The following is a 25,938-nucleotide window of genomic DNA, read 5'->3' as shown; positions in this document are numbered from 1 at the left end:
AGCTTAACGAAATCAAGAACCCAAGAGAGCTGTGATGCAAACAAAGTACTCGCATTTAGATATCCCTTCACCATGTTACGTCTGTGATGAAGCTTTGCTTGAAGCAAATCTTCAATTAATGCAACACGTACAAGAAGAAGCAGGCGTTGATATTATTCTTGCGCTAAAGGGCTATTCAATGTGGTCTACTTTTGACCTTGTATCGCAGTATCTCAAGGGAGCAACTGCCAGTTCAGTTTGGGAAGCCAAACTAGCGAAAGCAGTTAAAGGTGAAGTACATGCATACTCACCTGCATATAAGCAAAAAGACATAGATGAACTTTGCGAAATTGTGCATCACTTGTCTTTTAACAGCTTAAATCAGTTTAATGCCTATAAAGTACAAGCAAAAGCGAAAGGGGTTTCGATTGGTTTAAGAGTCAACCCTGAAAACCAAGAAGCCGATACACCTTTATACGACCCTTGCTCGCCCGGTTCGCGACTGGGTATTTTAAAAGAGCAGCTAGCTGGCCAAGACCTAAGTGATGTCGAAGGTTTTCATGTACACAATTTATGTGAATGTGATTCGTTTGCGACCGCTCGCACACTTGATGCTATCGAAGAAAAATTTGCAGATTACCTTGGTGAGCTAAAATGGCTCAACCTTGGCGGCGGTCATTTAATGACTAAGAAAGGTTATGATATTGAGCATTTAATCGCTTCGTTGAAGGCTTTCAAAGTAAAATTCCCTCATTTAAGAATCATCATGGAGCCCGGTTCAGCAGTCGCTTGGCAAGCGGGTGACTTAATTTGTGAAGTCGTAGATATCGTCGAAAACCAAGACCAAATTTTAATATTGGATATCTCAGCCACTGCGCACATGCCTGATGTACTAGAAATGCCATATCGCCCCATGATCACACATTCAGGGCAGCCAAACGAAAAAGCCTATACATATAAGATAGGCGGCAACTCGTGTTTAGCAGGTGATGTCATAGAGCCTTACAGCTTTGATGCGCCGCTGAATATCGGGGATAAGCTTGTTTTTGAAGACATGCTGCATTACACCATGGTCAAAACCACCTTTTTTAATGGCGTAGAGCATCCATCTATTGGAATTATACGCAAAAGCGGTGAGTTTGAGTTGGTGAAAAGCTTTACTTATGAAGAGTTTAAAGCGCGCTTATCTTAAAAAGGAAACTTGGGCAAGAAACAATCCTTTGCTACTCCCAAGTCAATGTGGTTTTTAAACAAACATCCCGTTTGTCAGATCAAATTCAGCAAGTTGCACGGACAGATTCACTTGTTCCAAACTTAATCACTTCCGTGTTGCCAGTCATCCTTGATGGCGACCACAGGGTTATAGTGCGCTATTGCTCAGAAGTCTGAAACTGAACAAAGGCTCAGAAAGCAAAAAACCGAAGCACTAGGCTTCGGTTTTTTAGGTTTAGCTTTGGTATTTTGTCGAATTAGAATTCGTATTTAATACCAAATTGTACTTGCCATACTGACTGAGACAATACTTCTAAGTTCTCAATGCTACTAGGAGTTCTCAAGCTTGAGTATTCATATTGACCATCAACAATCTGAGCAGCCACTACAGCACGCTCATACTCGTAACGAGTACGCTCAATGCGTCCCCAATCACTGTTTAACAAGTTACCGAAGTTCTCAATGTCGAAGAAAGCAGTTAGCTTGTGGTCTTCATGAAACGCTGGTAATTCTTGTTGGATACGAACGTCAACAATTGTCGACCAAGCTGAGTTATCACCATTACGAGGAGCAATGCTACCTGCATATTGAGCTAACTCACTACTGTTGATGTAATCGAAGAACGCTTGTTGTTGAGCTACGTCACCGTCAAATGAAGTTGCTGCAAACAATGGATCGTTAGGTCCAGATGGAACATATAGTAAGTGACCTGCATCATCATTACGGCTTTCACGTCTACAACGACCGCCACCAACATCAAGTACACACGCATTGTTTTCATTGAATGTATAGCTATACGGTTGACCTGTACGGCGTGTTGCGAATACCGAAACTTTTGTTTGGTAACCTTCTACGAACTCTTTTCTCCAGTTGAAACGCAACTTGAACAAGTGTTCAGTTTGGAAGCTAGAAGTACCCACGCGCGGAGCTTGACGATCATACGCTGCGAAATCTGAGTAGTTAGAAGTTGCAGTAGATGAAGTACCGTAACCGATGTCTTTAACGTCTGCATGTGTATAGCTTGCAAACATATCGAAACGACCAAAGTCAGTGTCCCAATCGTTGCTTGCTGACAATGCATAAAGTGTACTGTCACCACCGTCGAAAGAACCAACTACAAGCGCTTCAGGGCCTTCACTACAATCATAAACACCACGACCGTCTGGAGAAACTTCTACTGGGTTTTCACAACGCTGATCGTACCAATAAGAGGCATTATCTAGTTTGTTGTATAAAACGTCAGCAGAGAACAACCAACCTTCACCTAACACAGGTAAGTCAGCATAGTAAGCAGCACCTAAGCTGAATTTAGTTGTCGTTGGAATTTCAAAATCAGGGCTTAACGCGTTTACCGAACCGTCTGGTGCAGTGTTCGCTAATGTTGCAAGAACATCAGCAGGGATATACTGGCCAGTTGCCGCATCTGGCGTAGTCGGCACGTTATAAGTGTTACCACTACCAAAATCGTTGACGTCGTCAGAAATCACGCCGTCATTTGAATAGCTGTTAGATAACCAAACGCCCGGTGAACCGCCAGAGAAACGACCGATACCACCACGAACTGTTAAGTCATCAGTTGGCAACCATTTAAATGAGAAGCGAGGTAATATTACATCTAAGCCATCAATATCAGTCGTATTGGTAAAGCCATAACGGTCAACAAAGTTTTGATTTTCACGAATCGACCCTTCTGACTCGTACCAGTCATAACGAATACCATAATCAACTACCAAATAAGCATTTACATCCCACGAATCTTGAACATAAAGAGAGTTATAGTTGTAACCCCAGATTGCGCGTAAATCGTTTTCGTCGTTTGTGATTGCATTTTGGTAAAGTAGAGCAGATGCTTGAGCATTGCGAAGATCGTCGATACTGTCGAATAAGTAAGAACCTTCAGAGTTTTGTGCGAACAAGTTATTTACATCAACTTCTTCTCTTTCGTAGCCCGCTTTAAAGATATGATCGCCCCAAGCGTATTCCGCTAAGAATTTAATCGTCAAAAACTCTTGGTCTAACTCGTTACCGTGACGGAAACGGTCTGGGCCAACAACTAAATAGTTTTCGTCGCCATCAACTTCGCGTAAAAATACAGCAAATGATGGGAATTCAGCGCCGTTCAAAGAATTTTGACCGGTTGCTTGTGTCGTTTTACCAATTTTAAACTGAGTAGAGAAATCAGCTGTCCAATCAGAGAATACGTGAGCAATTACACTTTCGATTTTTTCTGAACGATTATACCAAGCCGATGAAGCACCTAATCTGTTATCAGAAGCCAAGAAGTTATTACCGTTTTGTTCACGGATAGTGTTACCGTCAGTGCTAATATAAGTAAACTTAGCGCGGTGGTCATCGTTGATGTTCCAGTCAATGTTTGCAAGAATTTTTTCATCTTGTGCCGCATCTTTGTTGAAACCACCAATATCGAAGCCCCATACGTCAGAAACGATTTGGCTAACTTGAGCAACGTCGTCAGCAGTAATGTCTTGCTCAATGTTGAGTGCGCCAGAGCCCACTGGACCGTTGTTTAATGGAGCAATCTCTTCAAATTTGTCATAAGAAACAAAGAAGAAAAGCTTATCTTGAATAATTGGGCCACCAAGTGTTGCAACAAACGTGTCTTCTTCGAACGTAAAGTCGAAGTCATTGTCGCCGTTTGAATCACCGATTAATGAATCACTTGTGTGATAGTACGCTAATGAACCGTGAAACTCGTTTGTTCCAGACTTTGTAACAGCGTTTATTGTGCCGCCAGTAAAGCCATTGTATTCAACATCAAATGGTGCTGTTTGAATTGAAAGTGACTCAATTGCGTCGAAAGAAATAGGTGAACGCTGAGTTGGGAAACCGTTAGCGTTAAGACCAAAGCGGTCGTTTAGTGCAACACCATCGATAGTTAGAGAGTTAAAGCGGTTGTTAGCACCTGCAATTGTAAGCTCTTTAGCACCGCCACTTTGAACGTTAACCGCAACAAATGGGTCAAGTTCTGCTGCATCAGTGATATCACGGTCGATTGAAGATACTTCATTTAGCGCCTCAAGACCTAAACTTGTGCTCAAACCTTCGTTTGAGAAACCAGCCAATGCTGTCGCTGAACCCAATACTTGGATAACTTCAGTTTCAACTTGTGGTTGTACTGTTACAGGAAGTGAAAATGTTTGGTCTAGTGACAAGAATACATCTTCAACACGCACTGGCGCAAAGTTACCGCCACTGATTTCAACAGTATATGGCCCACCAACACGCAAACCACGAGCTGAAAACGTACCATTATCGTTAGTCGTTGCAACAGACACTGTGCCCGAAGGAACGTGAATGATTCTCACTGTTGCATTAGAAAAAGTAGTACCAGCTTCGGTAGCTACGTTACCTCTAATTGATGAAGTAGTCGTTTGAGCGATTGCGGCTGTAGATAAACCTGCAGCAAATGCAACCGCTAACGCGACACGGCTAAACTTAAGTTTTGACATTGGAAGTTTCCTATCGTCTATTTTTTTGAGAAATTTATGGAACTTTTTATGGGCAAAGATTGTCCTCGCATTATGTGTCAGTTTTATGACAATACTGTCACATTACGATTAAACAATCATTCACTGGTCTAATAAGCCAATTTAAGAGAGCCCATATCCTAATATTTCGTATGCAAAACACACAAAACGAAACATTCATCACAAAAGTAAGACAATAAAACTATTAAATTGATTGAAATCGCTCAAAAAGGTATCGTATGCACGTTTTTTGACTGTCTCACGGCGCGATTTTTATGACAAAACCTATCATTTTGGCAATTTCTGGTGCTTCGGGCTCAGGCAAATCTTTATTTACTCAAAATCTTGCATTGAAACTGCGTCAGCAAGCGCGAGAGGTTTTGGTTTTACAAGAAGACCACTACTATAAAGCACAAGATCATCTGTCGATGGCTGAGCGCGTAGAAACCAATTACGATCATCCTGACGCATTTGAACATGATTTACTCAATCAACACCTCATTGATTTGTTATCCGGTAAGGCAATCGAATATCCTGAGTATTGCTACAAAACGCACACTCGTTTGGCAGAAAAAAAGCAACTTGAAGCATCCCCAATTATTATCATAGAAGGAATCATGCTACTCACGCAGATTCAAATGTTTGATCAATTTGATATAAAAGTCTTTGTCGATACACCTTTAGACGTATGTTTGATGCGCAGAATGCTTCGTGATACACAAGAGCGAGGGCGTTCTATAGAGTCCGTTGCTACTCAGTATGAAAATACCGTCAAACCGATGTATCATAAGTTTATCGAGCCAAGTAAAAACTTTGCAGATTTAATCGTACCTCACGGCGGTGAAAATCACCTAGCGGTAGACGTGGTATTTTCCTATTTATCTAGCAGCAGCTAGCTATTTACAATTTTTAGTCGAATACTAGAAATTAGTTAAACATAATATAAGCGAATAAAAACAACAATGACTGGACTTCTCGGAATTGCATTTCTTTTACTGGTAGGATACCTATTCTCTTCCTCAAGAAAAAGTATTAATTGGCGAACTGTGGGTGGCGCGTTTGCTATTCAAGCGCTTATTGGCTTGTTCATTATCTATTCTGACGTGGGTTCTCATGTCTTACTAAAGATAACGGAATTTGTCGGCGAAGTAATCTCATACAGCCAACAAGGCATTGATTTTTTGTTTGGGCAAGTGGGTAATCAGTCATTAGGCTTTATATTTGCCTTCAATGTTTTACCTGTCATTATCTTCTTCTCGTCTTTGATTGCAGTACTCTATCATTTGGGCATTATGGCGGTTGTCATCAAATTTATCGGCGGTGGCTTGCAAAAGCTTTTAGGTACGTCCAAACCCGAATCTATGAGTGCAGCGGCTAATATATTTGTTGGTCAAACTGAAGCCCCACTTATCATCAAACCGTTTTTACCTAAAATGACACGTTCAGAACTCTTTGCCGTCATGGTCGGCGGCCTCGCGTCAATTGCAGGCTCGATAATGGCTGGATATGCAGGCCTTGGGGTCGAACTTAAATATTTATTGGCTGCAAGCTTTATGGCTGCACCCGGCGGTTTGTTAATGGCAAAGCTGTTAGAGCCTGAAACAAAAAAAGCTAACGATTCTTTGACCGACGTCAAAGCTGATACCGAAGAATATGCTAACGTACTTGACGCAGCAGCCAGTGGTGCCGCCTCAGGTATGAAATTAGCGGTAAATGTAGGTGCAATGTTACTTGCTTTTATCGCATTGATTGCTTTGTTAAACGGCTTATTAGGTTATCTCGGCGGGCTTGCAGGATATAGCGAACTGTCGATTCAAATGATATTGGGCTACGTGTTTATGCCTGTAGCCTGGTTAATCGGAATTCCGCTTGATGAAGCGTTTTTAGCAGGTAGCTTCATCGGACAAAAAATTGTGGTCAATGAATTTGTCGCTTACTTAGACTTTGTTAATTACGCAGATTCTTTATCAGCACAAACGCAGGCAATCGTGACGTTTGCTTTATGTGGGTTTGCTAACTTGTCATCTATTGCCATCTTACTTGGCGGTATTGGCGCACTTGCCCCCACGCGTAGGCAAGAGATTGCAAAACTCGGTTTAAAAGCCGTTTTCGCAGCCACGCTTGCGAACTTAATGAGCGCAGCACTGGCTGGCGTCTTCTTATCCATTGGCTAATTAAATTATTAATGAAGTAAGAGAGTGTTATGCAGTTAAAAGCAGTTGATTACAATGCCCCTAACGCGGCGCAAGAATTTGTTGAGTCTTTAAGACAAACAGGCTTTGGTGTATTAAAAAACCACCCGATACAACAGTCAAGCGTGGCCAGTATCTATAAAAATTGGGAAGCCTTTTTTAACACCTATGAAAAGAACAAGTTTGTCTATAACAAAGACAAACAAGATGGCTTCTTTCCACAAAGCGTGTCTGAAGTAGCAAAAGGCTTTAAGAAAAAAGATATCAAAGAGTATTTTCACTATTACCCATGGGGTCAATGCCCAGATGCGCTTAGAGAAGAGTTGAGTACGTATTATAAAAACACCTCAAGCTTGGCTGCCGAATTACTCTCATGGATTGAAAACGAATCACCAGAAGAAGTTAGCAAGCATTACAGTATGCCGCTTTCAAGCATGATAGATGACAGTGAGCAAACACTCCTACGTGTCCTGCATTATCCGCCGCTTGCGGGCGATGAAGAGCCAGATGCAATACGCGCTGCAGCACATGAAGATATAAATCTCATCACCCTTCTACCGGCAGCTAACGAGCCCGGTCTGCAAGTAAAAGCAAAAGATGGAACATGGTTAGATGTACCTTGTGACTTCGGTAACTTGATCGTTAATATCGGAGATATGCTGCAAGAAGCCTCTGGTCATTACTTCCCATCAACTACACACCGAGTGATTAACCCAGAAGGCACCGATGTAACAAAAGCGCGTATTTCATTACCGCTGTTTTTGCACCCTCGCCCTGACGTTAAGTTGTCTGAAAGACATACAGCCGGTACATATTTGCATGAAAGACTAACTGAATTAGGCGTTTTGTAGGGTTAGTTAGGGAATACCTGTGATCAAGGTATCAGCGGAAATGGACTTACTCGTAAAGGGTGGATTGTTCAGACACTCAATCAAACTATCGAGAACACATTACTAAAGAACATTCAGCGCGTCAGAGAATGCCTTTCCCTGACAAAAGCTGAATATACCTTACGAAGCACCGACCCAAGAAGTCAATATGAATCAATGCGTACCTAAGTTAATCGCCTGTAGCTTGCTCGCATATAAATCACTAAGCTCATCATCCAACGAATTACGCTTCGCCCTTTTCAAATAGCGTTGCGCCAACTTTTTATCTCCACTGGCATAGTGAGCTTTGGCCAAACCGAAGTAAAACAAGTGCTGCTCTCTGTCTATTGAGATAGCATCATTAAAGTGTCTGATGCTTAGTTCATATTGATTTTCTTCATACGCTATTTCACCCAACATCATGTGATAAAACGGATTGCGTTGCCGCCTAAATTGTAACTTAGACCTGACTTTTTCGGCCTTATTATTTAAACCCTGAAAATCATATAAATAAGCAAGGTTATCAAGTGCAGTTAAATTCTTTGTATCGAGTTGAGCAGCTAATTCATATACAGACTCAGCAAGACTGTATTCACCCAAGCGCCGATACAAAAGCCCTAAGTTCACCCATGCATCACTGAACATAGTATCGGTTTTTACTGCCTCACTTAAAAACCGGTAAGCATTGTAGTTATCTTTCTTTAAAAGTAGCTCTGCCCCTTTGTTGTTGTAAAACATTGCGGTAATGCGCTCTTTACTCACATCAGTGCTTGTAAAACCTCGTCGCCTAATCTGAGTATCAAAATCAACGATGACATTTTTTTGCTGGATATTTTGTATACCAAACTGCTTATCTACCATGACACGCAGGTTGATATGCCCATTTATCAGTGAGCTTCCTTCTCTTCGGGTCCAAAACTCAGGGATATTTACGCGTTGAAAATGGCTTTTTAGCCCAGCTCTTTGCGTCATTGCATAACTCAAAATAGTGAGTGATAAACAGTTGGCATATCCTGTTTCATAGGTTTTTGCTGCACTGGTGTTCGCAGTTGCACTATAGAGCATCTCTAGGTCAGCCCGGTCAAAAATATGATTAATTAAGGCTCTGACTTTGCCGTCATCATCGAGATCTGAATTAACCACTTTTGTGACAAATCCTATCGCTTCATCATTCAAAGCGAAGATTTGTTCAGGGGTTTCTATCTCAATCGCCTTGTTGAGAGCATGCTGATTGCTTTGATGAAAAGGGGTAGATTTATCACCCGCAACAGTCGGCAATAAATAACTAGCATGATCAATTTTGTTAGTTGTAATTTGGGTGCTGCTGCACGCTGCTAGCCCTAAAATACTGAATATTAATAACATTGGCTTTTTAAGCATAGTCGCCTCCTTTGCCAACCTTAATAATAGCGCGCAAACTTAATTAACACAAAATTAACAACCTCTTTTTATTATTGTTCGTCATTCTAAGTGCTAATAAATGTTTTTAAAGGAAGCAAAAACTATCGCTTAATTCGTCGCGTTTTCGCCTAGTTCGAACTGTTGAACAGCATTAGTATGCAATAAGTCATTCAGTATAAGTGGTTGTTTTTTACTTAAGCTATACAACTGCGCAAATAGTAATTGAAGCGTTGCCATTGCATCATCTAAAGCATTGTGACAGGGCACAGGTGGGAGTTTATGTCTGCGTCGACAGTTTTCTAAGGTGACACTATCGGGCTTAATTGCTTGATCGGCTTTTCGCTGCAAGTAAAGCTCAATTTGCATGGTATCAATAGTGATGACTGTCATTTTTGGCAAATTGAGTGCTTTTGTTACTCTGCTTAAAATACCCAAATCTAAATTAGCATTATGTAATACCCAAACATTGTCAGGCACTAAGGGTACAAGCTCATTTATCACTTCTTTTACATGTGCACCTTGGGCTAAGTCTTTTTCTGTTAGCCCATGAATTACCGGACTTTGCTGTAAATCACCACCAGCCCGCGTCACAAAATAACGAGAAGAACTCATATTAATTTGTTGATTTTTGCCTTGTACCCATCCAGCAGAGGTCACTTTTGAGATAGCAGGATCTAAGCAGGTCAACTCTAAGTCAATCGACAGAAGATCAATATCTTGAATAGCAACCTGATGCCATTTTTGAGGAAGTGAAATGGGGCGATTAAACAACTTTGAGATAAATGACTTCATTAACCGATTCCACCTGAATACTTCAATATTGCCGCTTGCTGCGCTCGATGAATTGTTTTAAATGCCGCTTTTAGTTGATGCTTCTCCAAAGAAGATAAATCGCTAATGCGAACAAAGTTATCTTGCACTTTGTTGTTTAATTGATGACGCCACCTAAGACGATTTAAAAACATCCAAATATCAGCAAGATTCTTTCGATCACCCTTACTGATACCGCAGTCTTCGGGCAAGTTCCTTAGACGAGCAACGGTAGAAGGTACATTTACGCCATTGGCCAGGGCATGTAAACGAACAAGGCTATTCACGATAGCGACAGCGGTTGTTTTGATATCGATGCTATCCTTCTCTTTTCTGCCTTTGACATAAACAAATTTATGAAATATCGACAAAGGTACGCTAACTTGATTAGCTTCCCTTGCTAAAGCTGCTAAAAACATAGACTGCTTAAACATTGATTGTCGGGCTTTTTGAAGTTGCTCGAATAAGCTTTTATCTCCTGCAGCTGCGCGAGCATCTAGGAAAATATTGAAGCTTAAAATTGCTTCGGGAGTGGGTTGCCGTATCCATTCTTTTGCTTCGTCTATCGCCTCATCGACACTTTTTCGCAACTCTGGATTGGATGCCATTATATTGCCATCGCACAATTTAATGCCGCATTTTCCCAACCCCAAGCAGACATAAGAAGCCAGTTTTTCAAAATATTCAGCCTGCTCTTCATTAGGTTTGTAGGCAAGTAATAAAGCGTTATCTTGATCTGACCCCATGGTTTGGTCTTCGCGCGCTTGCGAGCCATACACAAGCCAACAATAAGGCATGGGGGCTTCGCCATGTTGTTGCTGAAAAAAAGTAATCAACCTACGAGTCATCACATCAGTTGCTTGAGAAAGCACTTTGCCAACGATATCAAAGTCACCCAACCGTTTTGCACTTGATGCAAAGTAGTGCGGTAACTGCCATGCGCATCGAGTCAACTCATAAAGGTTTTGTGCTTTTGAAATATCACTGATCACGAACAGAACATTGTTGCGTTGTTGCTTAAAAATATCAGTTGCGGTGATCATCCCAACCGGCTCACGGGTTTTAAAATCAAGCACTGGTAAGTGATTAATCGTGCGCTCGTTCATTAAACACACTGCATCAAACAGCGTTCTGTTGCTGGTTAAAAAAGCCGGGGTTTCAGTCATTATTTGTTTAACGGGCAATTGCATATTCAGGCCTTGAGCAACCACTCTATTGCGCAAGTCCCTGTCAGTCACAATCCCTAATAATTGTTTGTTTTCGATGATCAACACTGAAGATATGCGCTTTTGACTCATTAACGCGCCTGCACTCTGGATGGAGTCGGTTTGCGAAATAGTGATGGGTTTAATTTCAGCTACTTCGCTCAATGGTTTGTGTAGCCACATTGAGTTAGAGTCATTTACCGCTTCATGTTGTAATACATTTTCTTTGGCAGCGGCAAAGAACTGAGCAACCTTAGAGTTAGTAAGTGCCAACTCAAACTCTCTTGCAGGTAGACATAATATCAAACCCGCGCTTTCGACAGTCACGACGAGCTTGTAGGCCACCTTATCCAGTAGAGCTGCATAATTAAAATAATCGCCTTCACTTAAATGCTGTAATTCACCATCTGAGTCCTTTACTGAAAACTGCCCACTTTGAATCAAATATAAACAATTGGCATGTTGCTCAAGCATTTCTTGTTGATTTTCAGATGTTAAATACACTATCCGTGAGTGCCGAGCTATTTCATGTAAGTCCTCTTGCTCAAGCTCATCAAATGGACCGGAAGACTTTAAAAATTCGATGATTTGATTTGGGATAACGTTCATACGCACTACCTAACATAAAAAAGCCCGAACTAGGTTCGGGCTAACAATGCGCTTCATTGTTGATGCGCCTATTGGTTGAATTAGCATTTCATTTTAGTGAGCAGATGCTTCGCCTGAACCTTTAGGGAAACGAATGCTTTCAACTAAGTCTTGGATTTCTTTTGGTGCTTCGTCAGTCATTTTAAACACTGCGAAAGCAACTGCAAAGTTAACCACCATACCAATTGTACCGATACCTTCAGGCGATATACCTAAGAACCAGTTAGCCGGTACGTTAGCCGCAGGATTAACAAACTTGAAGTAAACAATATACGCTGCTGTGAATACGATACCAGAAATCATACCGGCAACAGCACCTTTATCGTTCATACGCTTGCTAAAGATACCCATGATGATTGCAGGGAAGAAGCTTGATGCGGCTAGGCCGAATGCAAATGCTACTACCTGCCCCACAAACCCGGGCGGATTGATACCGAAGTAACCTGCAATTGCAATTGCTACTGCAGCAGCTACTCGGGCACTCATCAACTCGGCCTTATCTGAAATATCAGGCGTCAGCGTTTTCTTCAACAAGTCATGCGAAATAGAAGTTGAAACAACTAATAACAGACCCGCAGATGTTGATAATGCAGCAGCGACACCACCGGCAGCGACCAATGCAATCACCCATGCAGGAAGGTTAGCGATTTCTGGGTTAGCAAGAACCATGATGTCGCGGTCGATTTTCATCTCGTTACGCTCGTCACCAGAGTAGAACATTTTACCGTCGCCGTTCTTATCTGTATGCGTAATGAGACCTGTTTTTTCCCAGTTCTTAATCCAGCTTGGCGCTTCAGCATACGAAGTACCCGTTGCTTGTGGGCCATTGATTGTTTCAATCATGTTGACACGAGCAAATGCAGCTAGCGAAGGAGCAGTGGTATAAAGAATAGCGATAAACGCTAACGCATAGCCAGCAGACTTACGTGCATCACGTACTTTAGGTACCGTGAAGAAGCGCACGATTACGTGTGGAAGACCTGCCGTACCGACCATAAGTGCAAAGGTAATACAGAATACGTCGATCATACTCTTAGAGCCATCAGTATATTGATTAAACCCGAGTTCGGTGGACAAGCCATCGAGTTTTTCAAGCAGATACACCCCAGAGCCATCAACAAGCGTCGCACCAAAGCCTGTTTGCGGCAAGATGTGACCCGTTACCATCATTGAAATAAATACTGCAGGTACAAGGTAAGCAAAAATCAATACGCAGTACTGAGCAACTTGTGTATACGTAATCCCTTTCATTCCACCTAATACGGTGTAGAAGAAAACGATGAACATACCGATGACAACACCTGTTACGATATCAACTTCTAAGAAACGAGAGAATACAACACCTACACCACGCATTTGACCCGCAACGTAAGTGAAACAAACGAAAATTGCACATAGTACAGCTACCGTGCGCGCAGTTTGCGAGTAGTAACGGTCGCCAATAAAGTCAGGAACCGTAAACTTTCCAAACTTGCGTAAGTACGGCGCAAGACACAATGCTAGTAGCACGTAACCGCCAGTCCACCCTAATAGGTAAACCGCACCGTCATAGCCCATGAATGAAATAAGACCCGCCATTGAAATAAATGATGCAGCTGACATCCAATCGGCGGCAGTTGCCATACCATTCATAACAGGTGGAACTCCACCGCCAGCAACGTAAAAGTCGTTTGTTGTTCCGGCGCGCGCCCAAATGGCGATGCCGATATAAAGTAGGAAAGAAGCACCTACGATGATAAAAGTTAACGTTTGAACATCCATGGTCTTACTCCTCTTCTACGCCGTATTTTTTGTCCATGTCGTTCATTAATTTCATATAGATGAATATCAATGCTACGAACACATATATTGCGCCTTGCTGCGCAAACCAAAAACCTAACTTAAAGCCAAAAAATTGGATTTGGTTAAGTTGCTCAACAAATAGGATCCCTGCGCCGAAAGACACAACAAACCATACAATTAGAAGTTTGAACAAGAGTGAAAGATTTTCATTCCAGTAAGCCTTCTGGTCTCCTTCGTTTTTAAATGCCATCTTTTTGTCCTCAGTTAGGTGTTTTTAGATGTTATTAACATTTCATTAAGTCGATGGAGGCTTTCTTAATTGCTTTTGTATCGGTTTTCACTTTGAAAATTTAACAACGTGCAACAACTAAGAAAGCATCCATTAACAATGATGTAACATAGCTTAGTGCGTGCACGAAGCATCGGAAATGAGACCATGGTCTTACGACGAAGGAGTATGTAGTCTTAGACCCTTTTTGATAGTGTGGTAGAGTATTGAATGTAAACAGTTTGTTAGGATAATAAATGTCATTTGGATGGCTAGCTTTAGCCCTTTTATATTTAGGTTTTTTGTTTTGGGTTGCCAAGTGGGGAGACCGTAACTCTCCTACCTCACGCTGGATAACGTCACATCCACTTGTTTACTCTTTGGCACTGGGTATCTACTGCACAGCCTGGACCTTCTTCGGCGCAGTAGGTCAGGCAAGTCGTGATACTTGGATGTATCTGCCAATTCTACTTGGCCCCGCCCTTGTCTATTTACTGTTTTACAAGTTTATCTACAAACTGATTTATGTCAGTAAAAAGCAACATATAAGTACTATTGCTGACTTTATTAGCGCCCGCTACGGCAAGCGCCAAGTAGTTGCATTACTCGTTACCATTATCGCATTGCTAGCAACTATTCCTTATATCGCGCTTCAACTTAAAGCGATTGGGTCTATTTTTGAAACGGTTACAGAACATGAAAACAATCAAATTATTGTGGTTGTCGCTTCTTTGTTTGTTGCGTTTTTTGCGATGTATTTTGGCACTCGCAGCACTGATGTTACCGAGTATCGAAGAGGCCTAATGCTGGCTATTTCGTTTGAATCGATTATCAAACTATTCGCATTAATTCTCGTCGCCCTCGTCGCATTTACTTATTGGCAAGGCACCAGTGAGCGTTCTTTTTTTAATGCATACAGTGCTGCAAACTCGTTTTCTACTTTTACTTCATTTTCATTTTGGGCACAGACCCTTATGGCTGCCGCCGCTGTAATTTGTTTACCACGACAGTTTCACGTTGCGGTTGTGGATAACTTAAGCTTGGATCATGTCAAAACCGCACGTTGGGTGTTTCCCTTGTATTTGATCGTCATGGCAATGACCATTCCTATTATCGCGGCTGCAGGTAACAGTATTTTTCAAGGTACGCCTACTCAACCAGACAGTTATGTGCTTGCTTTAGCTAAGCTATCAGACTCTTTTTTACTGCAAATCATTGTTTTCTTTGGCGGTTTGTCGGCTGCTATCGCCATGATAATCGTCGCAACACTGACATTGAGTACCATGATCACCAACGATGTAATTTTGCCTCGCTTAATTACTGACAAAGCCCCCGACCAAATGAACAAAATCCTACGCATCAAAACCACGCGTCGATTAGTGATATTGGGTATTTTAGGATTGGCTTTTTTGTATCAGCAACAAATGGCGCATCAAACTTCCTTAGCATCTATTGGATTGATAGCATTTTCGTTAGTGATACACCTGCTACCCTCTATTGTTGGTGGACTATATTGGAAAAAGGCTCACGCTCATGGTGTGTATGCTGGATTGGTTGCTGGACTCATCACATGGACAATGTGGTTGATGTTGCCAGTTTTAGGTGGCAGCGCAAACGGTTTACAGCAAACTGATTTAATTAGCCAAGGAGCAATGATAAGTCTGTTCGCAAATACCTTGGCGTTTGTCGGTTTTTCTTGGTTGTCGCAGTCCAGACTAATAGATCGAATTCAAGCAGAAGCTTTTGTCTCACCAAATGTGGGGCAGTCTGATATTCGCGAAAAACTGAATGTCCCTGTGGTTGTCGGGGATTTACACACTTTAATTTCTAAATTCACAGGAGAACAACGGTGCGACCAGTTATTCAATGAATATGGAGCACAGAATAACGTGGTCATAAATCACCAAGACAGTGTAGATGAGCAGTTTATCGCTTTTTGCGAAAGGGCTCTGGGCGGTGTGGTTGGCTCTTCTAGCAGTAAAGCATTGTTAGACAGTGTAGTGCGCGGTAAAAAATTGGATATTACAGAGGTCGTTAATTTCTTTGACGACACAGCGCAAGCTATGCAATTTAATATGAGTGCGTTGATGACCTCACTTGAAAATATTGATCAAGGTATTAGTGTCGTAGATAAAAACCTCAATCTAGTCGCTTGGAACAAAAAATACATCGATTTGTTTAATTTTCCAGATGAACTAGTGACCATTGGCTCGCCGATAGAAGCACTTATTAGGTATAACGTCTTACGAGGCGATTGCGGGCCTGGTGAAGTCGAAAACGAAGTGCAAAAGCGCTTACTCCATCTTCGCGAGGGAACACCCCATAAGTTTATCCGTCAGCGTGATGACGGAAGAGTAATAGAAATGATAGGCAATCCACTGCCCGGCGGGGGCTTTGTGACAAGTTTTCACGACATCACTGGTCACGTCGAGATTCAACAAGCGCTTGAAGAATCAAATATTGACTTAGAGCAGAGGATTCGAAAAAGAACTGAAGAAGTTCACTCGATCAACGCAGAACTTCGTCTAGAAATAGAAAAACGCAACGGGGCTGAAAAAGAACTGATAAGAGCGCGTCGAGAAGCCGAAGACGCCAACGCCAGTAAGACGCGTTTTCTAGCACTAGCAAGTCATGATGTGTTGCAGCCTTTAAACGCAGCTAAGTTATACCTCTCAGCACTCCAAGAAAGCGAGCACGCACCCGACACAGCTAATATTATCAAGAAGCTCAATGATTCGGTCGTATCAAGTGAAGCACTAATCAGCACGATTTTAGATATATCCCGTCTTGACCAAGGTGAGTTAAAGCCATTTATAGAAACAGTTAATGTCAGAGAGTTAGCCACCCCTATCATTAATGAAATGAGCATGAAAGCTAGCGAAAAGGGGCTTATTTTTAGAAGCTACATTCAAGACGTTTGGGTAAGTGCAGATAGAACTTATTTATACCGAGTATTGCAAAACTTCGTTTCCAATGCAGTGAAATACACCGAGAAAGGAAAAGTCCTACTCACCGTTCGCAAGCAAAAGGGAAAAGCCAGTATTCAAGTGAGGGATACGGGCATCGGTATACCCAAGATACAACAAGCAGCTATATTCAGTGATTTTTATCGCGTAGACAATAACTCAGAACAAGGAATCGGTCTCGGGCTGGGCGTCGTTAAAAGACTGACCGCACAAATGGATTGCAGCGTTAAGGTCGATTCTGAAGAGGGAAAAGGCAGTACGTTTACCTTGTTGATCGACCGAGTAGATCCGCCAGAGGCTCCTAAAGTTATAGTCAATGCTAGCCATTCTGTGTTTAGCGGCCTAAAAGTATTATGCGTAGATGATCAGCAAGAAAACTTGGATGCTATGTATATACTATTAACTAAATGGGGGGTGGAAGTAGATACTGCCACAAATTATGAAAGTGCACTGGAAGTTGCAAAAGACTTCGATCCACAGATTCTATTGGTTGATTATCAATTAGGTAAAGGGCCGAACGGTCTCGATATTATCGAAGCGCTCAGACAACAATCAAATACCATTTTGCCGGCCTGTCTTGTCACCGCTAAACGCGATGATGATTTAGTCGCACAGTGTCGAGAGCATGGTGTGAACTTTATGAACAAACCACTGAAACCTGCCAAGCTCAGAACGCTGATTCAAAGTATGACGAAGTATATTAGAAACGCTAAGGTCAAAACAAAAGCGGAGTAAACAAAAATACCCTGCTTGTGCGCAAGCAGGGTATTTATTTTATCAAACTAAAAAGAGCCAATCACACTCAACATTGCATTAAGCGGCGCGGCCACTGTTGCTTGATGAGTGGAATGAGCATTAGGGAAGTAAAGCTCGTCAGTTAAGTTTTCGATATTAAGCTGAACACGAAGTGAATCTGAAACATCGTACGAAGCTGATGCATCAAAGCGCGTGTAACTTGGCAAGATTGCGCTATTAGACGTATTGATAAAGCTTTCATCTTGATACGTAGCACCAATACCAATCGCTAACACGTCGTTGACTTGATAAGCATTCCAAATAGAGAAAGTATTTTCTGGTAACTCTCTTGGTGTTCTGCCTGTTGGGCCATTTCGATCAACAATTTCACCATCAAGATTGCTGTAGTTTACAGAAACAGACCAGTCTTCGGTGACATAGCCTTTCAGTTGGAATTCATAACCTGAAATTTCAGAATCAATCACATCAAGCGTTGAAGGATCGCTATCTGCAACTTGCGGTGAACTCTGTTCGTTTTCAAAGATAGCCGCAGTAAAGCTTAAGTCTTGTGCAAAGTCCCACTTCAAACCAATTTCTTGGTTGGTAAAAGTATCAGGATCTAGCTGGTTGTTATTACCATTTATGTTTGCATACTGCTCACCACTTCTTGGTAAAAATGATTCGCTGTAACTTGCATACAACGAGATGTTTTCTTGTGGTTTATACACAATACCCGCGCGAGGCGAAACTTCTGAATCTTTACGGCTTCTTGTTTCTTGCGCGACAACATTAAACACTTCAATATCGAAACTATCAAAACGCGCACCGATGACGATGTCTAAATGCTCAGAGATTTCGATTTCGTCTTGGATATAAAAAGAAAATACACTTAAGTTTACGTGTGTATCATCATTTATGTCGCTAAATGCAGTTGTTGTCGCCGCTCCAGTAGAGTTGATCGCGCCACTGACACCTGTTAAACCACTAAAGTTAAGTGGACGATCAATCGCGAACCACTGAGTATCTTGGTCTGCAATACCATCAAACTCAGGATTGAAGCGGTCTTGGTCTGAGTTAGTTTTGATATATTCCGCACCAAAGATCAAAGTATGTCCAAATTCACCTGTCTTGAAATCTCCAACTAGGTTTCCAGAAAGAATCAAACTGTCTCGTTGGGTGTTGTCGATATATCCGTCTAACTCAACTTCATTATTAGCTTGGTCGAAGTCACTTGCATAAAAGTTTGAATAAACCTTGTCATAGTCACCATAGAAAGCATTAAAGTTACCTTTTAAATGCTCACCGAAGGTTTGCTGTAGGGTTGCTCTAAACACATGGGCTTCTAATGTATGGAAGTTGTTTTCTGGGTCGCCAAATACTATGTCTTCAAATGCTTCTACTGGCTTTTGATTGGCGCCTGTCACGATACCGCGGTCGATGAAGCGTTCGTGATTGGCGTATTCGTAAGACAAATCTAGGATACTATCTTCATTCAATTCAAAGCGTACTGTTGGATTAAAACCGTAACGGTCACCGTCGTAGAAATCACGATGATTTTCTAAGCTCTCATACATAGCATTAATGCGCACAGCTGAATCGTCGCCAGTTTCAAAATTACTGTCAATTTGCGTATTAAATCCGCCAAAAGAATTCAATGATGCTTGGTAACCAGTATACTGTTGACCTAGCTCAGCTTTTTTCGATACACGGTTAAGGACGCCGCCTGTTCCGCCACGACCGAATAAAAGCGCATTAGGTCCTCGAAGAATTTCAACCTGTTCTACATTGTATAAGCTGCGATAGTACTGCACATCATCGCGGTTGCCGTCTAAGTAAAAATCAGCTGTTGAACGTACACCACGAAAAACAACTGAGTCTCGGTGACCTTCGCCTTGCGAGGTATTTACTCCAGGCGTGTAGTCAATCATTTGACCAATACTTGTTATTCCTCGAGCTGTAATTTGCTCGGCAGTGAAGATCGATAAACTCTGTGGAACATCAATGATTGGCGTAGGTGATTTAACTGAGTTCGATTCACTAATTGAAAGGTATTTAGATTCAACAACAATTCTTTCAATATCATCTACATCTTCTGCTAAAGCTGTTTGACTTAAGGTTAATTGGCTTAGCAGCAATGCGCTTGCAATGTTAGTGAGTTTAAACTTCAACGTGGTGTCTCCAATTTATGTGCTTAATTAGGCGTGTCTTTATTCATTGAATTGGTTAGTTTTATAAAAATCCAATCAATTACTAGCAACACATCCAAATAATTGTGTTTTTAAATTTTGGCGAAAGTATACATGAATATTGATTGAGATCTAACTCTTAATGAGAACTATTATCATTTTTTATTAAGTTAGTGTTTCCAAAGCTTTGCATAAATAAACTGGTAAGCGCTAAAAATTAGTATTGGCCTGCCGATGACTTGATAAAGGAATGTGTGGAACACACTCGCAGTTGTTGGATAAAAACAAAAGGCATTAAGATGTTAGACCGTTGGCGCAATGTACAATCAGTTTTAAATAGAGTTGTTGGTGATAAAGAAACATTAAAAAGGCAAATTGCTTACACGTTTTTAGCGGTTGGTCTAATTCCACTCACCGTTGCAAGTTTAATTTCCATTATGTTGACCAGCAATATGGCAACTAAATTAGTCAACCAAAACCTTAACTCACTCAAAGCCAACAAATTGGTTGCAATAGAAGCATATGGCAAGCAAATCGCGGATCAAGTCGTCACCAGTTCTAATGACCCAAACTTAGCGATCAATCTGCAAATCTTGAGCGCAGGTTTTGATTCCATATTGTCAGAAGCAGTCACGTCCAACGAAGACAGCTTTTCTGTAAATGAGCAACGAAAACGTTTATCTAATTACTATACTCAAGAGTTTTTAAAACAGTATCAAGCCTCCAATAATGGTGAGACGATCGACACACGTCAACTACTAAGTGGATTATCAGAAAGCGCAGTGGTTCTTCAGCATGCCTATATATATGAAAACCCCGCGCCACTGGGAAATAAAGATAGTATGGAGCGCTCATCATTAGACAGTACTTATGATGATGCACATGAATTGGTTCACGCCACCTTAAGTGACTTTCTAAATCGCTTTGCCTATTACGACATATTTTTGGTTAATAATAATGGTGACGTCATCTATTCTGTGTACAAAGAACTAGATTTTGCGACAAACCTTTATTCAGGACCCTATTCAAATACAGGTTTGGCCGATGCCTTTAAGGCCTCTTTAAGCGTATCCCCCCAAGAATATGCACTGATTGATTTTGCCCAGTATTCGCCTTCTTATGAAGCGCCTGCTAGCTTTATTGCTTCTCCAATTTTTAGAAATGGAGAGAGAATGGGAGCATTAATTTTTCAGATGCCTTTGGACGCTATTACAACAGTAATGTCTGAACGAAGTGGCCTTGGTGAAACAGGGGAAAGCTACCTTGTGGGCCAAGATATGTTATTGCGCTCGGATTCACATAAATACCCCACTCATTACACTGTTAATCGCTCGTTTAGAGATAATAAGAAAATTGAAACCGAATCTGTCGCAAATGCATTTAACGGCGAGTCAGGCGTGATTGAGTCTCAAAACTACATGGGCGAAAATGTGCTGTCCGGTTTCATACCAATCAAGTTTGGTAACTTAAAGTGGGCGTTAATTGCTGAATTAGAAACCAGTGAAGCCTATGCATCGGTGCAAAGGCTTCAATTAATCATGCTATTGGTGTGTGTTTTGGCGATAGCAATCCTGGTTTATACAGCAATGAAAATGAGCAACAAAATTTTAAACCCAATTGAATCGATGAGACTTGGGATGGCCAAGGTAGCTGACAATACTGATTTTAGTTATCGTGTAGAGGTGCAAAAAAATGACGAAATTGGTGATTCAATAACAAGTTTCAATACACTGTTGGACAGAGTTGAAGTGTCAATAAACGAGACTAATACTGTCGTCTCAGCTATGTCAAACGGTGATTTTAGTCAACGTATCAAATCTGATTTAAGAGGTGACTTACTTGAGCTAAAGCTCGGAGTAAACCGTTCAGCAGAGTCAATTCAAGAAGCTATCCAAGCAGTAACAAGTGTCGTCAATGCCATAGCATTAGGTGATGTTAACCAAAGCATTGATAAAAACTTGCAAGGTGACTTAGAAACACTTAAACAGGGTGTGAATGAGTCTGTCACGGCGATAGCCACCTCTCTGCAAACGATTCAAAACTTAATGGGCAGTATGAAGAAAGGTGATTTTAAGTTTAAACCACCGAGTGATTTACCTGGCGAATATGGCGAAATTGTAAAACAAGCAGACCAAGCGACAGATGCAATAGATATTGCATTAACCGAAATAGAAACAGTCATGTATAAGCTTGCAAGTGGTGAATTAGATGCGCGTGTCACTAGCGATTTACCTGGACAACTAGGCAGTATCAAAGCCAACATTAACTCTTCTGTCAGCGCTGTTCAACTGATTTTCGAGGAAACTCAGGTAGTGCTCCAGAGCCTTGCCGAAGGTCAGTTGTACAACAACATTTCAAAACAATTTCCAGGAAATTTCAACGCATTAAAAGTCAATGTCAACACCACTATTTCAAAATTGACTCAAGTCGTAAATGAAATTCAACAGGCTGCTCAGTCGGTCAGGGTTAGTACCGATGAAATTACAAACGGTAACTTTGAGTTGAATCAACGCACAGAAAAGCAAGCGACAGAACTAGAAAGAACAGCTGCTAGCATGGACGAAATGACAACAGCAGTTAAGCATACTGCCGATAACGCCAGTCATGCCAAAGAAATCGCAGTAAGTGCGCGCGACGAAGCACAAAAAGGGGGAGCGATTGTCAATGAGGCAATTGAAGCAATGGGGGAAATTAACCAATCGAGTGAAAAAATAGCTGACATCATTAGTGTGATTGACGCAATTGCATTTCAAACTAATCTACTTGCACTCAACGCAGCTGTCGAGGCAGCGAGAGCTGGTGAGCAAGGTAAAGGCTTTGCTGTCGTTGCAAGTGAAGTCAGGAATCTAGCCGGCCGAAGTGCAAATGCAGCAAAACAAATAAAAACGCTTATTGACGATAGTGTCACGAAGGTAAAAGTGGGTTCTCAATTGGTTAGTGACTCAGGTAAAACCCTTACCGATATAATTAAACAAGTTGAAAACGTGAGCCTTATCGTTTCTGATATTTCAACAGCTACCGAGCAGCAGAGTGCTGGAATTACCGAAGTGCAAAAAGCTGTTGATTCATTGCAGCAAGTCAATCAACAAAATACAGCCATGGTTGAACATGCAACTGAATCGAGCCACCAATTGAGTGAGCAAGCAGAGGGAATGACTAAACAAATGGCATTTTTTTCAACAATGGAATAAAAAATGCGAGCCCAGGCAAGAGCTCGCATTAAACACACAGTTGTCAAATAAATGCCTTTCAGATACTCGACGTCACAACTATAGAACACCCAAAGCTAAATAACAATCATTATCATTAAGCTTTTTCTGTTGGTGGTGGCTCTAGTTGTAACTCTGAAGCGATTAAGACAGCTTGAGTGCGATTATTAATGCCTAATTTACGGAAGATTGCGGTCACGTGTGCTTTTACAGTCGCCTCTGCGATATCCAGATTATATCCAATTTGCTTATTCAATAATCCATCCCGCATGAAACAAAGCACCTTGTATTGCGAGGGCGTAAGTGAAGCAACGTTCTCTGCAAGTTCTGAAAAAGTCTCATCGACTTGTTCGATTTGTTGACGAACGGACTCAGGCACCCAAACCTCACCTTCTAACATCGCATGCACTGCGTCGTTTATATCTTGTGCTCCAGCCGTTTTAGGAATAAATCCCATAGCGCCTAAACCGACTATTTTAGATATCAAAGCCGCATCTTCCGTACCAGATACCACGGCAATTGGAATATCAGGAAAGGTTTTTTGTATGTGTAACAAGCCAAATAAGTCACTGCTGCCAGGCATATGAAGGTCAAGTAAAAGCAAGTCAATATCATGAGATTCCAACACTTGAACAGTCGTGTTGAGATCACCTGATTCAAGTATCTTTAATTCATCAAACGCCATATTCAATGCACCTTTTAGTGCATCTCGATACAAAGGATGATCGTCGGCTATTAGCAACGTGACCATTTAGCTTCCTTACTTACTCATTTAACAATTTATTAACGTAGTTTAGCAATAACTACTAGTTGCCTGCAAGAGACAAGCAACTAGCTAAGTCAGTTACTTATTGAGTCTTTCTTCAATCAATACGTCAACAACAGAGGGGTCTGCCAATGTAGAGGTATCGCCAAGCTGATCATGTTCGTTTGCGGCTATTTTACGCAGTATACGACGCATGATTTTACCTGAACGCGTTTTAGGTAAACCTCTCGTCCACTGGATCATGTCTGGTGTCGCAATCGGACTTAACTCAGTACGCACCCATTTGCGAATTTCAGCAGTGAGTTCTTCGTCTGTTTCAACTCCCTCATTTGGGGTTACATAAACGTATATGCCCTGCCCTTTTATGTCATGAGGAAAACCAACCACTGCAGCCTCAGCGACATTATTGTGAGCAACCAACGCACTTTCTATCTCGGCGGTTCCCAATCTATGGCCGGATACATTCAGCACATCATCAACACGACCAGTGATCCAAAAATAATCATCTTCATCGCGTCGTGCGCCATCACCAGTAAAATAAACGCCTTCATATGCACTAAAGTAAGTTTCGATGAAGCGTTTATGGTCTCCGTAAACAGTGCGAGCTTGGCTAGGCCAGCTATCCTTTATTACTAGATTTCCATCAACTGCGCCTTGTAGTTCATCGCCATCAGCATCGAACAAAGCAGGTTGAATTCCAAACATTGGACGTGAAGCAGAACCTGGTTTCAAATCAGTAACCGATGGCAAAGGACAAATCATCATGCCGCCAGTTTCAGTTTGCCACCATGTATCGATAATCGGGCACTTACTTTGTCCAATTACACGATAATACCACTCCCACGCTTCTGGGTTGATCGGCTCACCTACTGAACCTAATACACGCAAAGAACTCAGGTCACATCCCTCAACAGGTTTATCGCCGTGGGCCATTAATGCTCTTATTGCGGTAGGTGCAGTGTAAAGCGAATTCACACTGTATTTTTCGACTATCTGTGCAATTCGACGAACGTCCGGGTATGTTGGGACACCTTCAAAGAATACCTGTGAAGCACCATTGCTAAGAGGTCCATAAACCATGTAGCTATGGCCAGTTATCCACCCTACATCAGCCGAACACCAATAGATATCCTCTTCACGATAGTCAAACGCGTATTTGAATGTCATTGAGGTATACAACAAGTATCCGCCTGTGGTGTGCACAACCCCCTTCGGTTGACCTGTCGAACCAGATGTGTAAAGAATGAAAAGCGGATCTTCAGCATTCATCACTTCGGGCTCACATTGAGCAGAACAATCATCTATAAGCTCATGCCACCACACATCTACCTCGTTAAACGCTACATCACCACCGGTTAATCGATGTACGACGACTGCTTCAATTGATGGGCAGGCTCCATTAGCAAGCGCCTGATCAACGTTTGCTTTGAGTGGAACAGCTTTCCCTGCACGACGACCTTCATCACACGTGATAATGACCTTAGCTTCACTATCATTGATACGATCCGCAATTGCATTAGGAGAAAAACCACCGAAGATTACCGAGTGGATAGCACCGATACGGGCACAAGCCAACATAGCATACGCGGCATGCGGTACCATTGGCATATACAGCGCGACGCGGTCACCTTTTTTAACACCTAACTTTTTGAGGCCATTTGCAATTTTGCATACTTCGTAGTGTAACTCTTGATAAGTCACTTTTTCAGAGTGTTCGGGATTATCACCTTCCCAAAATAATGCCGTTTTCTTTGCACGAGTTGCTAAATGGCGGTCGATACAATTGTAACTTACATTCAACTCGCCATCTTCAAACCACTTAATCGATAAATTACTGGAATCAAACGATGTATTTTTGATTATACTTGGCTGCTTGTACCAGTCGACCGACGACATATGCTCTTTCCAAAAGCCTTCAGGATCACTGATAGACTGGGCATACATTTCATTGTATTGCTCTTGAGAGAGTAAACCATTCTTTTTGTAAGATTCTGGTACCGGATAAACTTTACTGGCTGACATGATAGTTGCCTCCGTTGAAAAATATCAAATGTGTAAAAATACTGTTACCAATACAATAGACCTTATCAGCAAAACAAAAATGAGACTTTGGTATTACCGCTTATAGCAAAGCGAAATACTTTGATAGATACGTTGTTTTTTAAGGCTTTTTGAGAAATATAAATAAAATAACCGCAACAGATTTTTGATTATAAGGACTG

At 41.6% G+C, this 25,938-nt stretch carries 15 protein-coding genes; 6 read left to right on the top strand and 9 right to left on the bottom strand.

Features of this window, described 5'->3' with window-relative positions; all coding sequences use genetic code 11:
* Positions 1-34 precede the first annotated feature (34 nt).
* The gene (nspC, locus tag KUL10_RS14295; RefSeq protein ID WP_110429629.1) at positions 35-1,171 is read left to right on the top strand and encodes a carboxynorspermidine decarboxylase; all 1,137 of its coding nucleotides are present in this window, start codon (positions 35-37) and stop codon (positions 1,169-1,171) included.
* A 277-nt stretch (positions 1,172-1,448) separates the two neighbouring features.
* Here nspC and KUL10_RS14290 read toward each other — a convergent pair whose 3' ends face one another.
* Complete coding sequence (locus KUL10_RS14290) at positions 1,449-4,661, bottom strand: TonB-dependent receptor (protein WP_110429628.1); 3,213 nt, start codon at positions 4,659-4,661, stop codon at positions 1,449-1,451.
* Positions 4,662-4,954: 293 nt separating this feature from the next.
* Between KUL10_RS14290 and udk the strand changes: the two genes are divergently transcribed.
* The 3 genes from udk to KUL10_RS14275 all read left to right on the top strand — a co-directional run bounded on the left by udk (position 4,955) and on the right by KUL10_RS14275 (position 7,722).
* Entirely contained in the window at positions 4,955-5,575 is a 621-nt protein-coding gene (udk, locus tag KUL10_RS14285) for a uridine kinase (RefSeq protein ID WP_110429627.1), read from the top strand.
* Between the two features lie 66 nt (positions 5,576-5,641).
* Positions 5,642-6,853, top strand: a complete 1,212-nt coding sequence (locus tag KUL10_RS14280; RefSeq protein WP_110429626.1) for a NupC/NupG family nucleoside CNT transporter — start codon at positions 5,642-5,644, stop codon at positions 6,851-6,853.
* A gap of 29 nt (positions 6,854-6,882) precedes the next feature.
* Positions 6,883-7,722, top strand: a complete 840-nt coding sequence (locus tag KUL10_RS14275) for a 2OG-Fe(II) oxygenase family protein (protein ID WP_110429625.1) — start codon at positions 6,883-6,885, stop codon at positions 7,720-7,722.
* Between the two features lie 192 nt (positions 7,723-7,914).
* Here the strand turns inward: KUL10_RS14275 and KUL10_RS14270 are convergent, their stop codons facing one another.
* The 5 genes from KUL10_RS14270 to KUL10_RS14250 all read right to left on the bottom strand — a co-directional run bounded on the left by KUL10_RS14270 (position 7,915) and on the right by KUL10_RS14250 (position 13,836).
* The gene (locus KUL10_RS14270) at positions 7,915-9,120 is read right to left on the bottom strand and encodes a lipopolysaccharide assembly protein LapB (protein WP_110429624.1); all 1,206 of its coding nucleotides are present in this window, start codon (positions 9,118-9,120) and stop codon (positions 7,915-7,917) included.
* Positions 9,121-9,249: 129 nt separating this feature from the next.
* On the bottom strand, positions 9,250-9,933 hold the full coding sequence (locus tag KUL10_RS14265; RefSeq protein ID WP_110429623.1) for an exonuclease domain-containing protein: 684 nt from the start codon (positions 9,931-9,933) through the stop codon (positions 9,250-9,252).
* On the bottom strand, positions 9,933-11,765 hold the full coding sequence (locus KUL10_RS14260; protein ID WP_110429622.1) for a DUF294 nucleotidyltransferase-like domain-containing protein: 1,833 nt from the start codon (positions 11,763-11,765) through the stop codon (positions 9,933-9,935). Before KUL10_RS14260 ends, KUL10_RS14265 begins: the two co-directional genes overlap by 1 nt.
* Before the next feature lie 93 nt (positions 11,766-11,858).
* The gene (locus KUL10_RS14255; protein WP_110429621.1) at positions 11,859-13,565 is read right to left on the bottom strand and encodes a sodium:solute symporter family protein; all 1,707 of its coding nucleotides are present in this window, start codon (positions 13,563-13,565) and stop codon (positions 11,859-11,861) included.
* 4 nt (positions 13,566-13,569) lie between these two features.
* On the bottom strand, positions 13,570-13,836 hold the full coding sequence (locus KUL10_RS14250) for a DUF4212 domain-containing protein (protein ID WP_110429620.1): 267 nt from the start codon (positions 13,834-13,836) through the stop codon (positions 13,570-13,572).
* Positions 13,837-14,111: 275 nt separating this feature from the next.
* On the opposite strand from KUL10_RS14250, the gene KUL10_RS14245 reads away from it, so the two are divergent.
* On the top strand, positions 14,112-17,555 hold the full coding sequence (locus tag KUL10_RS14245) for a PAS domain-containing hybrid sensor histidine kinase/response regulator (protein WP_110429619.1): 3,444 nt from the start codon (positions 14,112-14,114) through the stop codon (positions 17,553-17,555).
* Between the two features lie 47 nt (positions 17,556-17,602).
* Here KUL10_RS14245 and KUL10_RS14240 read toward each other — a convergent pair whose 3' ends face one another.
* Positions 17,603-19,723: a TonB-dependent siderophore receptor gene (locus KUL10_RS14240; RefSeq protein ID WP_110429618.1), complete on the bottom strand. Its 2,121-nt coding sequence runs from the start codon at positions 19,721-19,723 to the stop codon at positions 17,603-17,605.
* 272 nt (positions 19,724-19,995) lie between these two features.
* On the opposite strand from KUL10_RS14240, the gene KUL10_RS14235 reads away from it, so the two are divergent.
* Entirely contained in the window at positions 19,996-22,932 is a 2,937-nt protein-coding gene (locus KUL10_RS14235; protein ID WP_146216787.1) for a methyl-accepting chemotaxis protein, read from the top strand.
* Between the two features lie 115 nt (positions 22,933-23,047).
* Here KUL10_RS14235 and KUL10_RS14230 read toward each other — a convergent pair whose 3' ends face one another.
* Entirely contained in the window at positions 23,048-23,701 is a 654-nt protein-coding gene (locus tag KUL10_RS14230) for a response regulator transcription factor (protein WP_110429616.1), read from the bottom strand.
* Between the two features lie 93 nt (positions 23,702-23,794).
* The gene (gene acs, locus KUL10_RS14225) at positions 23,795-25,738 is read right to left on the bottom strand and encodes an acetate--CoA ligase (protein WP_110429615.1); all 1,944 of its coding nucleotides are present in this window, start codon (positions 25,736-25,738) and stop codon (positions 23,795-23,797) included.
* Between the last annotated feature and the right edge of the window lie 200 nt (positions 25,739-25,938).

The organism is Glaciecola sp. KUL10, from assembly GCF_003203515.1.
GTDB lineage: Bacteria > Pseudomonadota > Gammaproteobacteria > Enterobacterales > Alteromonadaceae > Glaciecola.
The sequence above is the reverse complement of the archived record's forward strand: the minus strand, read 5'-3'. Positions and strand labels throughout refer to the sequence as shown.

Excerpts from the sequence above, each read along its gene's own strand:
- KUL10_RS14260 (WP_110429622.1), bottom strand. The coding sequence starts at position 11,765 with ATGAACGTTATCCCAAATCAAATCATCGAATTTTTAAAGTCTTCCGGT.
- KUL10_RS14250 (WP_110429620.1), bottom strand. The coding sequence starts at position 13,836 with ATGGCATTTAAAAACGAAGGAGACCAGAAGGCTTACTGGAATGAAAAT.
- KUL10_RS14290 (WP_110429628.1), bottom strand. The coding sequence starts at position 4,661 with ATGTCAAAACTTAAGTTTAGCCGTGTCGCGTTAGCGGTTGCATTTGCT.
- nspC (WP_110429629.1), top strand. The coding sequence starts at position 35 with ATGCAAACAAAGTACTCGCATTTAGATATCCCTTCACCATGTTACGTC.
- KUL10_RS14255 (WP_110429621.1), bottom strand. The coding sequence starts at position 13,565 with ATGGATGTTCAAACGTTAACTTTTATCATCGTAGGTGCTTCTTTCCTA.
- KUL10_RS14275 (WP_110429625.1), top strand. The coding sequence starts at position 6,883 with ATGCAGTTAAAAGCAGTTGATTACAATGCCCCTAACGCGGCGCAAGAA.
- KUL10_RS14270 (WP_110429624.1), bottom strand. The coding sequence starts at position 9,120 with ATGCTTAAAAAGCCAATGTTATTAATATTCAGTATTTTAGGGCTAGCA.
- KUL10_RS14245 (WP_110429619.1), top strand. The coding sequence starts at position 14,112 with ATGTCATTTGGATGGCTAGCTTTAGCCCTTTTATATTTAGGTTTTTTG.
- KUL10_RS14280 (WP_110429626.1), top strand. The coding sequence starts at position 5,642 with ATGACTGGACTTCTCGGAATTGCATTTCTTTTACTGGTAGGATACCTA.
- udk (WP_110429627.1), top strand. The coding sequence starts at position 4,955 with ATGACAAAACCTATCATTTTGGCAATTTCTGGTGCTTCGGGCTCAGGC.
- acs (WP_110429615.1), bottom strand. The coding sequence starts at position 25,738 with ATGTCAGCCAGTAAAGTTTATCCGGTACCAGAATCTTACAAAAAGAAT.
- KUL10_RS14265 (WP_110429623.1), bottom strand. The coding sequence starts at position 9,933 with ATGAAGTCATTTATCTCAAAGTTGTTTAATCGCCCCATTTCACTTCCT.
- KUL10_RS14230 (WP_110429616.1), bottom strand. The coding sequence starts at position 23,701 with ATGGTCACGTTGCTAATAGCCGACGATCATCCTTTGTATCGAGATGCA.